At 65.1% G+C, this 13878-nt stretch carries 12 protein-coding genes and 1 tRNA gene; 4 read left to right on the top strand and 9 right to left on the bottom strand.

All coding sequences use genetic code 11. The features are described 5' to 3' along the window. Nucleotides 1–982: 982 nt before the first annotated feature. The 5 genes from A9974_RS13555 to A9974_RS13535 form a co-directional block, all read right to left on the bottom strand. Nucleotides 983–1927 (bottom strand): replication initiation protein, encoded by a 945-nt coding sequence (locus A9974_RS13555; protein ID WP_183004669.1) that lies wholly within the window; start codon nt 1925–1927, stop codon nt 983–985. 150 nt (nt 1928–2077) lie between these two features. Continuing rightward, the gene (locus A9974_RS13550; protein ID WP_183004667.1) at nt 2078–2890 is read right to left on the bottom strand and encodes a site-specific integrase; all 813 of its coding nucleotides are present in this window, start codon (nt 2888–2890) and stop codon (nt 2078–2080) included. A 71-nt stretch (nt 2891–2961) separates the two neighbouring features. After that, complete coding sequence (locus A9974_RS13545; protein WP_183004665.1) at nt 2962–3264, bottom strand: hypothetical protein; 303 nt, start codon at nt 3262–3264, stop codon at nt 2962–2964. Between the two features lie 249 nt (nt 3265–3513). Continuing rightward, nucleotides 3514–3589: transfer RNA gene (locus tag A9974_RS13540), tRNA-Lys, on the bottom strand. A gap of 210 nt (nt 3590–3799) precedes the next feature. Next, nucleotides 3800–4546: a 3-oxoacyl-ACP reductase family protein gene (locus A9974_RS13535; RefSeq protein ID WP_183004663.1), complete on the bottom strand. Its 747-nt coding sequence runs from the start codon at nt 4544–4546 to the stop codon at nt 3800–3802. 116 nt (nt 4547–4662) lie between these two features. On the opposite strand from A9974_RS13535, the gene A9974_RS13530 reads away from it, so the two are divergent. Together A9974_RS13530 and A9974_RS13525 are read left to right on the top strand one after the other, a co-directional pair. Continuing rightward, on the top strand, nt 4663–5307 hold the full coding sequence (locus A9974_RS13530; RefSeq protein ID WP_183004661.1) for a TetR/AcrR family transcriptional regulator: 645 nt from the start codon (nt 4663–4665) through the stop codon (nt 5305–5307). 14 nt (nt 5308–5321) lie between these two features. Further along, nucleotides 5322–6917 (top strand): sensor domain-containing diguanylate cyclase, encoded by a 1596-nt coding sequence (locus A9974_RS13525; protein ID WP_183004659.1) that lies wholly within the window; start codon nt 5322–5324, stop codon nt 6915–6917. 69 nt (nt 6918–6986) lie between these two features. Here the strand turns inward: A9974_RS13525 and A9974_RS13520 are convergent, their stop codons facing one another. Beyond that, a complete protein-coding gene (locus A9974_RS13520; protein ID WP_183004657.1) occupies nt 6987–9062 on the bottom strand; it encodes an AsmA family protein in 2076 nt (691 codons plus the stop codon). A gap of 296 nt (nt 9063–9358) precedes the next feature. Between A9974_RS13520 and A9974_RS13515 the strand changes: the two genes are divergently transcribed. Next, entirely contained in the window at nt 9359–11278 is a 1920-nt protein-coding gene (locus A9974_RS13515) for an LTA synthase family protein (protein WP_183004655.1), read from the top strand. 81 nt (nt 11279–11359) lie between these two features. Here the strand turns inward: A9974_RS13515 and A9974_RS13510 are convergent, their stop codons facing one another. Beyond that, complete coding sequence (locus tag A9974_RS13510) at nt 11360–11965, bottom strand: DNA-3-methyladenine glycosylase I (RefSeq protein WP_183004653.1); 606 nt, start codon at nt 11963–11965, stop codon at nt 11360–11362. Nucleotides 11966–12181: 216 nt separating this feature from the next. Here A9974_RS13510 and A9974_RS13505 point away from each other — a divergent pair, with 216 nt between their 5' ends. After that, nucleotides 12182–12655, top strand: a complete 474-nt coding sequence (locus A9974_RS13505; protein WP_183004651.1) for a YkgJ family cysteine cluster protein — start codon at nt 12182–12184, stop codon at nt 12653–12655. A 101-nt stretch (nt 12656–12756) separates the two neighbouring features. On the opposite strand, the gene A9974_RS13500 is transcribed toward A9974_RS13505, so the two are convergent. Both A9974_RS13500 and A9974_RS13495 read right to left on the bottom strand, forming a co-directional pair. Next, a complete protein-coding gene (locus A9974_RS13500; RefSeq protein ID WP_370539629.1) occupies nt 12757–13644 on the bottom strand; it encodes an alpha/beta hydrolase in 888 nt (295 codons plus the stop codon). Further along, nucleotides 13641–13799, bottom strand: a complete 159-nt coding sequence (locus A9974_RS13495) for a hypothetical protein (RefSeq protein WP_183004649.1) — start codon at nt 13797–13799, stop codon at nt 13641–13643. Before A9974_RS13495 ends, A9974_RS13500 begins: the two co-directional genes overlap by 4 nt. Nucleotides 13800–13878 lie beyond the last annotated feature (79 nt).

Genomic DNA, 13878 nt, shown 5'->3' with positions numbered 1-13878 from the left:
ACGCCAACTTGCCACACTATCGATTGCTAGTAGGCGGAGACCGGAATTTCCAACAGTAGCGGGCGGCAAATCGATGGCAGCTTCAGGGTGCCGTTGCTCAACGGAGGCTCGGGGTCGGAAGCGGACGACGTCAATGGTCCTGACTGCCCTGCTCTGGCCGGGAGCTGAACGGCCTGGGATAAGCTGTTACCTGAGATGGCTCGTGCATCGCACTAGAAGCTCACCCGCCTGAAGTAAGTCGGTAAGTCAACCAACCGTCATTGGGTTGGGTAAGGGATCCCCCTGCTTGTCCCACCCCACCATACGTGCAGTTCCGCATTCTGCGGCTCCCTGTGCGCCCATCCCAATGTGAGAAGGTCGTTCAGATAAACATCGAATCACTCTCGCTCAGTAACGCGCTTGATTCAGGCTTCGTGGTGGCAACCCAGTGTTAACCGCCGTATAGCGAGTCCACAAACTTGCAATAGCGATATCTATGGAGGGACCCGGTCACACCCTCACCGTTGAATAGGCGAGAAGCGCCCCAAGTTCGCTGTTACCTGATATGGTTCGTGCATCACCGAAACGCTTGCGGAAATCCGATCAAACCAAGGCGCAGAAGCTTTGTTGTCTGCCTACTGACATCAGAGAAAGCGAACCGTGCAGCGTTGTGAGTGGCGAGGCCCCATAAGCCAAAGCAGGGCTGAGCTTTGAACCACCCAAAGGAAAGGCCCACGCTATGCATGGGCCCTGTTTAACTCTTCGGAACGGCGCCCGCAAAATGCTATTCGCAAATTGCGCCTCATTGAGGCACCCCGTTCGACTGGACAGCTACGCTGAGTGACTCCAGTCCTGCTCCACAAGCCTCGACCGTAATGTCACTCCGGCCGGACTCATCGTCGATTTCAGCCTCGCCAGTATATCAACGGAGTTCGGCGAGTGCGCAGACACACGAGATCAATTGCCGTCACCATCCACAGAGGCAAATCCCGGCAGGCCCATATCAAGTCTCACCGGCTTCTTTAGCCCGCAGCCATCTGACCACGGTGGATTGGTTCACATCCAGCTGCCCTGCCACTTGCCGCGAGGTCAAACCGGAGGCGGTCAGCATCGCAGCCCTCTCCCGCAGCTCCTGAGTGGCGAACCTTCGCGCGACGCCAGAGGCCCACCCTCGAGCCGCCTGAATAGCCCGGAAGCCACTTGGCGTAAATCGCTTCCACACCCAGCGACTGACGCTGCGTGCAATGCTCTTCACCTCTCCGAAGCCCAATGGGACCGGTAAAGTTCGGTTCAGGGATTCAGCCTCCCGCAAGAGCCATTCATAAAAAAGCTCGTCTCCTGCCGGTCGCCAGAACGCCTTTACCCGCAAGTACGCCTGCTGTCTCAAGCCTTCGAATAACCAGCAATTCCGCCCCAAGGCGGCATAGTCCGGATTGATTCGATCTGTTCGCATCTCCTCCAAGCGAGGCAGCTCAACATGCTCAGCAAGTTCACTAAGCTCGTACTCAACGTCGTTCGCGGGCTGCCATAGATGCCAGTTGGCATGCAGCGGATTCTTCGCCAAAGGCCCTCGAAACGCGCGATCAGCTACAAGCTTACGGTTGTAGGCGTACTCAATGGCCGCAAGATAAGCCAAGGGCTTTTGACGACCGGCGTCCGTCTTGCACACTGGACTGGTAGGCGCATATCCGTAGTGCGCATGGCCGTTGGAGGGATTTACGGCGACATAGGTGGGAGGGGGAAGATTACAGTCCTCCCAGGTATGAGACGCTCCCCCCTTGTCGATATCAAACTGGAGCCAGAACACATGCGCCGGCGGGTTGAGTTGAATGTAGGGTTCCGTTAAGGCAGTCGCTAAAGGCCGAACACGGCAACGGTCTTTCTCTGGTCCACACCACGGCCGACGTGGCGCAGACGCTTCAATGCGAGCAAGCAAAGCTGCTGACATGGCACGCCTAAATGACGTGCCGCAACGAAATCAATGTTTCCTAACTGAGCAGCAATATGTCCTCGCCGCTGCGGCGGGTTTTATCTTGAATGCTGGCGGGCGAGCAGACCTCTTCCGCTGCCCGCCAGCAATCCCCATCAGATGCCAAAACTAGGCAATAGCGCGAGTCCGCGATGGCATTTCACGCAAGAACTGCACTCGAATGACGTTGCTCGTGGTCGGGTCGCCGACCCGCTGAGCAGGCACACCCACCGTCGTCCCGGAAGCCAGTTCGATAGCCCTGGGCACAGCCAAAGCATTCGCCGCGCCAGGCAACGGTTCCGATCGAGCCGCCTCCACCGCACGCATTCGCGCCGCCAATTCCTGTGCAGTCGGGTTGTAGTACCTCATGGCCATTTGCAGCGTTTTCCAGCCCATGATCTTGGCCAGCTCCTGAGGCATCATGTGCGGAGCAAAGCGAGTCGCCGCTTCGTGACGAAGATCGTGAAAGTGCAAATCAAGCAAACCAACAGCAATGCAGGCCGCCTTGAAATCGCAATCCAGCTTGCCGGTCTCGTGATAGCCCTTGACGACCTTCTCGGTCGGACGAGGAATGCTCTGAAGGACGCGTACCGCCTCGAGGTTCAAGCCCACTGATCGCTTGCTGCCATTGCGGGCCTTTGTCAAGTGCATGACGCCGCCTTTCAGATCAACCTGTGACCACTCGAGAGTCAGGAGCTCACCGGCACGCAAACCCGTGGCCAGCGAGAGTCGAATGCATGCTTCCAGCCAAACGGGTTGCCGCACGCGCTCGACGCTGACTCCCGAGAGGAGCCGCGCCTCCTCATCCCCACGAAGCCGACGCTCACGGCCCTCGGGCGCCGACGGCCGCCTCACATCCTTCAAGGGATTGTCGAGTGGCCAGTTCCACTCCTTCTTGCCAATCGTGTACAGGTGCGAGAGCAGCGCCAGCTCCAGCCGCACGGTGTTAGCGCTGCCTACTTGTGCGGTCCGCTCATTGCGGTACTTGGCAAAGTCAGAGGACTGAAGGGTGCTCAGCTCACGCCTGGCCAGTGATGCTTCTTCAGCAGTCGAATTCGATTGCGCTCATTGCGCTGCCCGCCTACGGCCTTGGTCGGGACGACTTCGTCCATGTAGCGGTCCAAGGCATCGCCGAGGGTCAGTTTCGCGATGGGGCGGGGGTCTCTGAATTTCCCCTCGTCCATTTGCCCCTCGTGCTTTCGCGCCCACCGTTCGGCGTCGTCTTTGGTCAAGAACGTCTGGGTCTGCCGCGGAAAGCCTTTACGACGAATGTCTGCCTGGTACTGATATTCACCGCGCTTTTGAATGTTAGCCATGATGCCTATCTCACAATTTTTGGATTGAGGTATAGGCGCCAACGCGGGTGGACTCTCGCTTCGCTGGGCTCCGTTTTGCCGAAAACTACCAGCAAATGGAGGCAGAAATTTTTTCTGTAACAGCGCTCGGAGGTCGCTGCCAGAGCCCGCCAAAACACCGAAGTGCGTTAGAAGTGCGGTCAAAATTCCCAGAAAGCAAAAAGCCCACCGTTTCCGGTGGGCTAAGCGCTTGATACTACTAGAGAATTCTGGTGGGCTGTGAGTGGCTCGAACACTCGACCTACGGATTAAGAGTCCGCTGCTCTACCAACTGAGCTAACAGCCCTGCATGTTCATTCACTTCGATCTTTCAGGCATTCAGCTTTGCGCTGTTGCCGTCGCGTTTCGTTGTGTGTGAACTGCGAAGAAGCGAGATTATAGGGAGCTTTTTTTATTTGTGCAAGTCGGTGGCCAATCGACCACAAAAAAGTGACCGGCCGCCCGCGCGCGCAGGCGGGCAGCCCGTTCCCACGGGCCGCCGCGCGGCCCACGCGCATCAAGCGGCGAAGCCGCCATCCACCGCCAGGCTCGCACCGGTCACGTAGCGTCCATCCGGACCGGCCAGGAAAGCCACCATGCCGGCGATGTCGCGCACCTCGCCGTAATGGGGCAAGGACAGCACGGCCACCAGATCGCCGGCGTGGTCGCCGTCAGCCGGATTCATATCGGTATCGATCGGCCCCGGATGCACCACGTTGGCCGTGATGCCGCGCGCGCCCAGGTCGCGCGCCAGGCCGCGCGTCATGCCCAGCAGCGCCGACTTGCTGGCGGCATACAGCGTCACCCCTGCACGGCCGGCGCGCTCGGCCAGGCAACTGCCGATGTTGATGATGCGACCGCCGTCCGGCATCGACGCCTGCGCAGCCTGGATGGCCACGAAAGGCGCGCGCACATTGATGTTCATCGTGCGTTCGTAGTCATCCAGCGTGACCTCGTCCAAGGGGCCGGCCAGGAAGATGCCGGCGTTGTTCACCAGTACGTCCACCGGCCCAAGTTGCGCGACGGCCTGCTCCACTGCCTGCCGGACCTGGGCCGGATCGGCCGAGTCCGCCTGGATGGCGCGCGCGCGGCGGCCGTTGGCCTCGAGTTCGCGCGCCAGCGCCGTGGCCGCGTCTTTCGACGAGGCGCTGACATAGGTGAACGCGATATCCGCGCCGTCCGCGGCCAGGCGGCGGACGATCGCCGCGCCAATACCCCGGCTGCCGCCGGTCACGAAAGCCACTTTGCCGTTCAGATTCTGCATGGGTCAACCTCAATTTGTAGTGATCAGTACAAATATCATCCAACGACACGCACCCCGCCGTCAACGATTTTCTTATCGATCAACACAAAATAGTTCTCCCGAGTAAAATCCGCGGCATGGCAGAACGTGGGCGCCCCCGGAACTTCGACCGAGCCCAGGCCTTGCGCAAGGCCATGGAAGTGTTCTGGTCGAAGGGATATGAAGGTGCATCGCTAACCGATCTGACGGCTGCGATGGGCATCAACTCGCCCAGCCTCTACGGTGCATTCGGCTCAAAAGAAGGACTATTTCGCGAAGCGGTGCAGCTTTATCGCGACACCGACGGCGCGGCCTCGCGCCGCGCGCTGACCGATGCCGCCACCGCCCGCGACGCCGTGCAAGGCATGCTGCTGGCCGCCGCCGACCGCTTCACCGCGCCAGGCGCGCCCCCCGGCTGCCTGATCGTGCTGGGTGCGCCGTCCGGCGCCGACAACCACGACGGGGTCGGCGCCTTCCTGGGCGACAACCGGCGCGACATGCAAAGCCGCATTCTGGCCCGCCTGACCGCCGGCGCCGCCGACGGCGAACTGCCCGCCAGCGCCGACCTGAAAAGCCTGGCGGCGTTCTACACCACGATCCTGCATGGGATGTCCATTCAGGCGCGCGATGGCGCCAGCCGCAAGACTCTGCAAGCGGTGGCGCGCCAGGCGATGTGCGCCTGGGATGCGCTGACAGGCGGCATGCCGCCCTCCGGCCTGCCGCCAGGCCGCGCTTCCTCCTGACACGGACGCCCTCCATGTTCCGCATCGACCTCCGGCGCCTCATCCTGTGGATCAGCCTGCTGTCGATTTTCCTGGTCCTGGCCGCGGGTCTGCATGCCAGCTACCTGGTCCAACGCGATCTGCTGCTGCACAACGCGCTGGAAAGCAACCGCGTCTACGCCGCCAAGCTGGCCGCCACCACCGAGTATTTCCTGGGCGATCTGCGCCGCCACCTGGCCTTCAGCGCCGACATGCTGGCGGATATGGAGGCCCACCCCGAACTCGCCGCGGCCGAAACCCGCCGCCAGGAAGAGCAATTGGGGCACTTCAATTCCAGCTTCGTGGTGTCGCCGCAAGGCCTGGTGCTCGCGGTGTCGCCCACGTACCCGCAGTTGAAGGGCCAGCAGTTGACCAGCGATGCCGCCAGGACCGCGCAGACGACGCGCCGCCCGTTCATCAGCGAACCCTATCGCGCCAGCACCGGCCGCTGGCTGATCCTGTACACCCACCCGATTTTTTCGCGCGACTACCGCTACCTGGGCTATATCGCCGGTACGCTTTACCTGCACGAAGACAACGTGCTCGACCGGCTGCTGGGCCAGCACTTCAATCGCGACGATTCCGTGCTGTACGTGCTGGCGCGCGACGGCACGCTGATCTACCACCCCGACCGCAGCCGCCTGGGCCACATGTCCGCCGACAAGGACAAGCTGGCGGCCGCGTTGCGCGGCGAGACGGGCGAGCAGCGCTTCACGGATTCGGAAGGCACCGAGATACTGGCCGGTTATGCGCCGGTGCCCAGCACGGGCTGGACCATCATCGCGCAGCGGCCGGTGGCCAGCACGCTGCTGCCGCTGCACGACCTGCTGATGGCGACCGCCCGCAACACTTTGCCACTGCTGCTGCTTTCCATTGTGCTGCTGTGGCTGCTATCGCGCTGGATCGCCCGGCCGCTGGGCGAGCTGGCCAGCATCGCCAAGCGCATGCAGGACCCCGACTCGACCGAGCGGATCCGCAAGGTGAAGTCCTGGTATTTCGAAGCATCGCAACTCAAGCGCGCGCTGCTGATGGGCCTGGCGTCGATCCAGCACAAGATCCGCGACCTGCGCCGCGCCTCGACCACGGACAAGCTGACGGGGCTGCTGAACCGACGCGGATTGGACGAAGCGATGGCGCTGCTGCAGGCGGCCGAGACGCCGTTGTCGATCGTCGCGGTGGACATCGACCACTTCAAACACGTCAATGACCGCTACGGCCACGCGGCCGGCGACCGCGCCCTGCAGGCGCTGGCCACGCTGCTGACCGAAGGGTCGCGCAGCGGCGATACCGTGGCCCGCAGCGGCGGCGAGGAATTCGTGATGCTGATGCCCGGCGCGCCGCTGGCGGCCGCGGTGGCCACGGCCGAACGCCTGCGCTTGAAGCTCGCCCAGATGGGCGCCACGAACGGCCTGCCCGCGCCGATCACGCTGTCGGCCGGCGTGGCGCAATACCCGGAGCACGGCGCGACGCTGGATGAAGTCATCCAGCGGGCCGACCGGGCGCTGTACCACGCGAAGAACCATGGCCGCAATGCCGTCTGCGTCGCCGACAACCAGGCCAAGGACGGCGCGCGCATGGCGTTGCCGCGCTGATCCGGCTGGCCCGCGACACGCGCGGTTGCCGTGGCGGGCCAATGCCCGCGTCCGATCACGCGCCCTATCCTACTTGCCCTTGGCCGGCGCTGGCGCCTTGGGCGGCACGCGCATCTGCTTGAGCAGCGTGGCGCAGGAATTGTCGTCGGTCGTGCTCGGCGCGATCAGGGCCAACAACCCCGCCGCCGGCGTCAGGATCACGCCCAACGCCACCATGCCCGCGCCGCGCGCGGCCAGCGGCAGCACGTGCACGCCCACATCCGGCGACCCGAAGGTGCCGCGCACATACAACGGCGAACGCAGCGAAAAGATGCGAAAGCCCTTGCTGTCCGGCGTGATGTCCAGGTCCAGCTTTTCATTCTTGAAGTCGGTCGTGCCGGTGATGTTGATCAGGGCGTTCTCGGTGTCGAACACGAACACGCGCGGCGTCATGACGCCGCTTTTCATTTCCAGGTCGGCCGCGCCGCAATTGATCTTGACCTCGTCGTCGCCGAACAACTTGGACATGACGTAGTTGCCGACGTTGAGTCCCGCAATCTCCATCAGGCTGCGGCTGATGACGCCATCGTTGACCAGCATCTTCACGTCGCCGGTAGCCGAGCCCAGCAGCGCGGCCACGGAATTGCCCGTGCCCGACAGCGCCAGGTCGCCGTTCAGTTCGCCCAGCGTCTTCTGCATGGACTCGGTGGCGGGGAACAGTTGCTTCAGGCGCAGGCGCCGCGCATGCATCTCGACGCGGCCGGTCAGCGGCGCCTTGGAGCCGTCCAGCCGCAGCGTGGCGGCCATGTTGCCGCCCGCCATGCCGAAGCGCAGCGGGTCCAGCGTCAGTTGCCCGTCCTGCAGGATCAGGTGCACCGACAGGTCCGACAGGGGCAGCTTGGCGTCATGCACGATGCGGCCGGCTTCCAGCGCCACGTCGGCATCCATGTCGCGCCAGCGGTCGGTGCGGAAGGCTTGCGTCGGCAGCACCTTGCCGCCGGCGCGCTTGACCGGCGCGTCCTTGGGCTTGTCCTGGGCCGGCGCGGCCTTGCCGGACGGCACCCCGATCAGCGGCCCAAGATCAGCCATGCGCAGTTGCTTGGACGACAGCTTGCCGGTCAGTTTGGGGCGCGGCGCCGCCAACGAGAACGACACGTCGCCATGCAGGTCGCTGTTGCCCACCTGGCCGTTGAAATCCCGGTAGTCGAACACCGCGCCGCCCGCGTTGCGCAAGCGGGCCACCAGATGCCCGTCGGTGGAATACGGCGGCGTGTCCGGCAGGGTCACGCCGGTCAGCGGATACAGCTGCGCCATGGACGCGCCCGACAGCTTCAGGCGCAGGTCCAGCGCGCCCAGGTTGACCGGATCGGTCAGGGTGCCCGTCACGGCAGCCTTGGTGCCGCCGATCGCCACATCGGCCTGCACCGGGAAAGGCTGCTTGGCGTCCTGCAGGGCCAGCATGCCGCCGACCTTGCCCTCGCCCTTCGTGGCCAGGCCCTTGTACTTGCCATCGACCTTCCAGCCGAAGACATAGTCGCGCGGCGCCGGGGCCGCGCCGTCCTCGGCGACGAAGGCCGCGCCGGCGACGTCGGCGAACGGCACCGGCTTGCCCAGCGGATCGACCAGCACGGTCAGGTCAGCCTGCAGGATCGCGTCGGAATAGCCGACCCGGCCCTTGTCGAAACCGATTTCGTTGATGTCCAGCACCCACGGCGACGGCTCGCCCGATTCGGGCAGCGTGAACAGCCAGTTGGCGCGGCCGTCGGCCAGGCGTTCCAGGTCGGCGGCCGGCTCGGTCAGCTGGATCCGCCGGATCACGACCCGTTGGCTGAGCAGCGGCAGGGGCGCCAGGCTGAATTCACCGCGCTTCAAGGTGGCGAACTGGGGCGCCTTGGCCCACTCGGTGTTGCCGACGCTGATGTCGTTGGCCACGATATGCGGCCATGGCACCCACGCGCGCCAGCCGCCCTCGTCGGTCTCGCGTGTCCATTGGACGCTCAGGTCGCCGTTGATGGCGAAGGGCCGCCCGATGGCCGCGGTGACCCGCTCGTTGATCATGGGCTTGGCGCGGTTCCAGTCGAACGTGGCGATCACCACGATCAGGATCGCCACCAGGAGCGCCAGCACGCTGACAATTCCGACCGCTATTTTTGTTTTGCGTGTCATCGTTATGATCCTTGCCGTTGCCGCCGGAGCGCCGATGCCCCGGCCCTAATTTACCCCCAGGGTACCGCGCCGGGCCGGGCAGGTTAAGCTTGCCGGCCCCATAATGTGTGCGGATTTTTCCTTGTCATAGAGCGCCCGGTCGGCAAAAGTTACAAAGCAACCGGGTTCCACCCGTTTTTCCCCGGGCACGGACGGAATAATCCCTACCGAATTTTCGACGCCGCCCCTGTTCAAATGCGCGATCGACCGATCCCGCGCCTGGACAGGGGCGGACAGCAGCACTACCTGGAGGCCCGATGCGGCATTCAAGCTTGATTTTCGTGGTGGCGGCTTTTGCGCTGCTGACACTCAGCCGCCTGGCCCTGGCCGCATGGCAATGGCAGCGCGTGCGCAACGCGGGCGGCCTGGCGCCCCTGCTGTTGGGCGGCCTGCGCATCGACGCGCACCAGATCTGCGTGCTGGCGGCGCTGCCCGCCGTGCTGTCTCCTTGGCTGGGCCACCTGCCCTTTGCCGCCACGGCCGCGGGCATCTGGTACCTGGTCGCCTTTATCCTGCTGGCGTTCCTGGAAGTGGCCACGCCCCCCTTCATCCTGGAATACGACACCCGTCCCAACCGGCTGTTCGTCGAATACCTGAAGCATCCCCGCGAAGTGTCGGGCATGCTCTGGCGCGGCTACAAGGGTGCGCTGCTGGGCGGACTGGGCGCCTTGGCGCTGATCGGCTGGGGCGCCTACGGCCTGTTCGGTCACGCCACGCCCGACGCGCCCTTGGCCTGGTGGCAGATGCCGCTGGCCAGCCTGGCGATCCTGGCCATCGTCATTCTGGCCATCCGCGGCACGCTGGGCCATCGGCCCATCAACCCGTCGTCGGTGGCCTACAGCTCGGACGGCATGCTCAATACTCTGGCGCTGAACTCGCTCTATAACGTGTTCTATGCCGTCTACAGCATGAAGAACGAGAAGTCGGCCTCCGCCGTGTATGGCGGCATGGACGATGACGACATGCACCGCCGGGTGCTGGCGCAAGCCGGCCTGCCCTACCCGCCCGCCGACGCCAACCACCCCAGCCTGCATCGCCAGCCCGCCACGCGCAAGACCACGCGCCCGCTGAACCTGGTGATCATCCTGGAGGAAAGCCTGGGCGCGCAGTACAGCGCCGGCCTGGGCGGCATGGACCTGACGCCCGAACTGGACGCCTTGGCGCGCGAGGCCTGGACCTTCACCCGGGCCTATGCCACCGGCACGCGCTCGGTGCGCGGGCTCGAAGCCGTCGTGACCGGCTTTCTGCCCACCCCGGCGCAGGCGGTGCTGAAGCTGCCTCGTTCGCAACGTGGCTTTTTCTCGCTGGCCGACCTGCTGGGCCGCCATGGCTACCACTCGCGCTTCATCTACGGCGGCGAATCGCACTTCGACAATATGAAGGGCTTTTTCCTGGGCAACGGCTTCAAGCAGATCGTCGATCGCGAAGACTTCGTGGACCCGGCGTTCGTGGGCACCTGGGGCGCCTCGGACGAGGACATGTTCAACCAGCTGGACCGGCTGCTGCGCGAAGACGGCGACAAGCCGACCTTCACCCTGGCCTTCAGCGTGTCGAACCATTCGCCCTGGGAGTACCCGGCGGGCCGCATCCCCACCGAGGGCAACCCCGCCACCGTGGAAAACACGGTGCGCTACGCCGACTGGGCGCTGGGCCGCTTCTTTGAACGCGCCAAGGCTTCCCCGTACTGGGAAAACACCGTCTTCCTGGTGGCCGCCGACCATGATTCGCGCGTGTTCGGCGCCAGCCTGGTGCCGGTGCGCCACTTCCATATTCCCGCCGTGATCCTGGGCGCCGGCATCGAAGCGCGGCGCGACGACCGGCTGATCAGCCAGATCGACCTGCCGCCCACCCTGCTGTCGCTGATCGGCGTGGACACCGAGCATCCCATGATCGGCCACGACCTGACGCGCAGCGCCCCGGGCCGCGCCATCATGCAGTACGACAACACCTACGGTTATCTGAAAGAAAACGACCTGCTGGTGATGGCGCCGAACAAGACGCCGGTGCAGTACCGCTACACCGCGCCGGAAACCTATGCGCCGGTGCCGTTGGACCCGGATCTGGCCACCGAGGCGCTGGCCCACGCGCTGTGGCCCAGCTGGGCCTATCGCGAAGGACGCTATTGCATCCCCGGCACGGCGCCGGTTGCGCCGCCCCCCCAGGGCGCCGGGCAGTAGCCGAAACCGCTGCCGCGCAACGGCAAGCGACAGCGGCTTGGACCGGAGGGGGTTTCAGGAAGACCGTCCTGGTCTGCCGTTCTACGCTGGCCGCCGGAATGCCTTGCGCGCCTTTTCGCTGAGGCCGTGGCAGTAACAGTCGGGGTGGTGGTCGTTGACCATGCCCACCGACTGCATGAAGGCGTAGACGGTGGTGGGGCCGACGAATTTCCAGCCCAGTTTCTTGAGCGCCTTGGACAGGGCTTCAGACTGCGCCGAGGTGGACGCACCCGGCGTGGATGCTGCCCCTGCCGGCGCCTCGAAGCGCCAGAAGAATGCGCCCAGCGAACCTTCGCGTTCGATCATTTCCAGTGCACGCTGGGCGTTGTTGATGACGGCTTCGATCTTGCCGCGGTGGCGCACGATGCCGGCATCGGCCAGCAGCGCCAGCACCTGCTTTTCGCCAAAACGCGCGACCTTGGCCGCGTCGAAATTGGCGAAACCGCGGCGAAAGGCCTCGCGCTTGTTGAGGATGGTGCGCCAGCTGAGGCCGGACTGGAAGCCTTCCAGGCAGAGCTGTTCAAACAGGGCCCGGTCGTCGCCTTGTGGACGGCCCCATTCGGTGTCGTGGTACGCCATGTAGTCGGCGGAGGTGTCGACCCAGCCGCAACGGGCGCGGCCGTCGGGGAAGGCGGAATTGGCATTCATGGGGATGATCCTGGCGGCAATCGATTCCCGATGCTACCCCAGCCACGTCCCCGAAAAAAGTCGTAGCTACCGCAGGCGAAATCCCGCTACTATTTCCGCCCCTGATCCCGCGCCGGCCGTGTCCGTGCGCGCCCCCGGATCGGCCAGGCGCACGGGCGGCTTGCCCCCCACCGCCCGCCGTTACCTGGGCCGGACAGGCTTTCGGACTTTCCCGCCATGTCCCTGCTCGAGACATCCGTCATCACCTTCGTGTCGCCCGCCACCCTGGCCGGCGATGCCAACCCGGCCGCCAACCCCTGTCTGGACTGCGGCGCCTGTTGCTCGCACTTCCGGGTGTCGTTCTATTGCGGCGAACTGGCGGGCGAAAACGGCGGCCACGTGCCGGTGGAATTGGTCACGCAGATGAGTCCGCTGCGGGCCTGCATGAAAGGCACCGAAATGGGTGGCGGCCGCTGCATCTCGCTGCGCGGCGAACTAGGCAAGCCCGGCATCCATTGCGCCATCTACGAAGACCGCCCGACGCCCTGCCGGGAATTCGATATCTGGCTGCCGGACGGCACGCCCAATCCCGATTGCCAGCGCCTGCGGCTGGCGCTGGGCCTGCCGGCCGTGCCGCCCCGGCCCGACGCCGAAAACGATCCGCAAGGCCCGTCGCACCCCAACCAGCCCGACCAGCCCGCCGCTGCCTGAGGCAACCCGTGCAGCGGGCTATGCATGGACGGGCAGTGCTCAGGCCCGGGATCCCCCGGCCGGTCCCGCGCCTTGGCCGCGCACGCCGTGCCGCCGCGGCCCTAACGGGCCGCCGCCAGCAGGCTCTCCGCGCCCTGCTGCGCCGCCTGTTCGCGGCAACGCCGCGGTTCCGCGGCGCGGCGGCGCGTGCGCACGATCTGCGGGTCCTTGCCCAGGAACTCCAGCACGTTCTGCATCACCCGTTCGCGTTCGTGGTCCACGCAGATCATGTGATAACTGTCTTGCAGCAACACCACTGACGCGCCGGGAATGCGCTCACCCAGCAGCCGGGCCGACCGCGGGCTGGTCAGTTCGTCCTCGACCGCATGCATCACCAGCGTCGGGCAGCGCATTTGCTCCAGCCCGCGCTGGACCATGTTGCGCAGGCGGTCCACCTGGCGCACGCAGGCCAGCGGCACCCACTGGTAATGAAAGCCGTCGCCGCGGGCGAAACCCGCCTTGATGAAGGCCCGCACCAGCTCGCTCTTGACGCCGTAAGGGTCTTCTTCCTCGACCCGGATGCGGCGCGGCACGCCCGGCACGTGGTACAGCAGATAGCGCAGCCCCCGGTACCAGGGCGTGCTCCAACCGTCCAGGAACACCGGCGCCGACAGAGACACCAGCGCCCCGCGAGTATGCGATTCGCGCTTGCACAGTTCCACCGCCAGCAGCGCCCCCAGGCACATGCCGATGACGTGCACCACCTCGTATTGGGCGCAAAGTTCACGGTAGCGGCGGGTCACCACGTCCATCCAGTCCTCGACCCGCACGTCCAGCAGGTCCTCGGGCCGCCCTGCGTGGCCGGGCAGCGTCACGCCGTGGGTGTCAACCCCGGCGCGCGCCAGCACCTTGTGCAGCGACCCCATGTCGAACTCGGTGCCGCCCAGGCCATGGATCAGCAGCGCGGCCGTGCGCGGCCCTGCCGGCTGGCCACTCGGTTGCACGGTCACGACACGCTCCCGGCCGCGGCGTCCAGCTGCCAGGCGGCACGGGTGGCCGCCAGCAGACGCGCCAGGATCTGGGCAAAGGCGATGACCGGGGCGGGCGCCACGGCGACGCCGGCGCTCCCGGCCGGCGAGAGTACGAAGAAAGGTTGGCAAGTCATGGAACACCCTTGAGGCATGGAGGGCAGGACGAGAAAACCTGTCCTACCCTGGTGCCATGGTAGGCAAAGGGCGTGCGGG

The sequence above is a fragment of the Achromobacter sp. UMC71 genome (genome assembly GCF_014170305.1).
In the GTDB taxonomy this organism is placed as follows: Bacteria; Pseudomonadota; Gammaproteobacteria; order Burkholderiales; family Burkholderiaceae_B; genus Achromobacter.
This window is presented reverse-complemented; position numbering and strand designations above follow the sequence as displayed.

What these genes read in the sequence shown, in the direction of transcription:
- A9974_RS13555 (WP_183004669.1), bottom strand. Translation starts at nt 1,927, where the DNA reads ATGTCAGCAGCTTTGCTTGCTCGCATTGAAGCGTCTGCGCCACGTCGG.
- A9974_RS13545 (WP_183004665.1), bottom strand. Translation starts at nt 3,264, where the DNA reads ATGGCTAACATTCAAAAGCGCGGTGAATATCAGTACCAGGCAGACATT.
- A9974_RS13535 (WP_183004663.1), bottom strand. Translation starts at nt 4,546, where the DNA reads ATGCAGAATCTGAACGGCAAAGTGGCTTTCGTGACCGGCGGCAGCCGG.
- A9974_RS13530 (WP_183004661.1), top strand. Translation starts at nt 4,663, where the DNA reads ATGGCAGAACGTGGGCGCCCCCGGAACTTCGACCGAGCCCAGGCCTTG.
- A9974_RS13525 (WP_183004659.1), top strand. Translation starts at nt 5,322, where the DNA reads ATGTTCCGCATCGACCTCCGGCGCCTCATCCTGTGGATCAGCCTGCTG.
- A9974_RS13520 (WP_183004657.1), bottom strand. Translation starts at nt 9,062, where the DNA reads ATGACACGCAAAACAAAAATAGCGGTCGGAATTGTCAGCGTGCTGGCG.
- A9974_RS13515 (WP_183004655.1), top strand. Translation starts at nt 9,359, where the DNA reads ATGCGGCATTCAAGCTTGATTTTCGTGGTGGCGGCTTTTGCGCTGCTG.
- A9974_RS13510 (WP_183004653.1), bottom strand. Translation starts at nt 11,965, where the DNA reads ATGAATGCCAATTCCGCCTTCCCCGACGGCCGCGCCCGTTGCGGCTGG.
- A9974_RS13505 (WP_183004651.1), top strand. Translation starts at nt 12,182, where the DNA reads ATGTCCCTGCTCGAGACATCCGTCATCACCTTCGTGTCGCCCGCCACC.
- A9974_RS13495 (WP_183004649.1), bottom strand. Translation starts at nt 13,799, where the DNA reads ATGACTTGCCAACCTTTCTTCGTACTCTCGCCGGCCGGGAGCGCCGGC.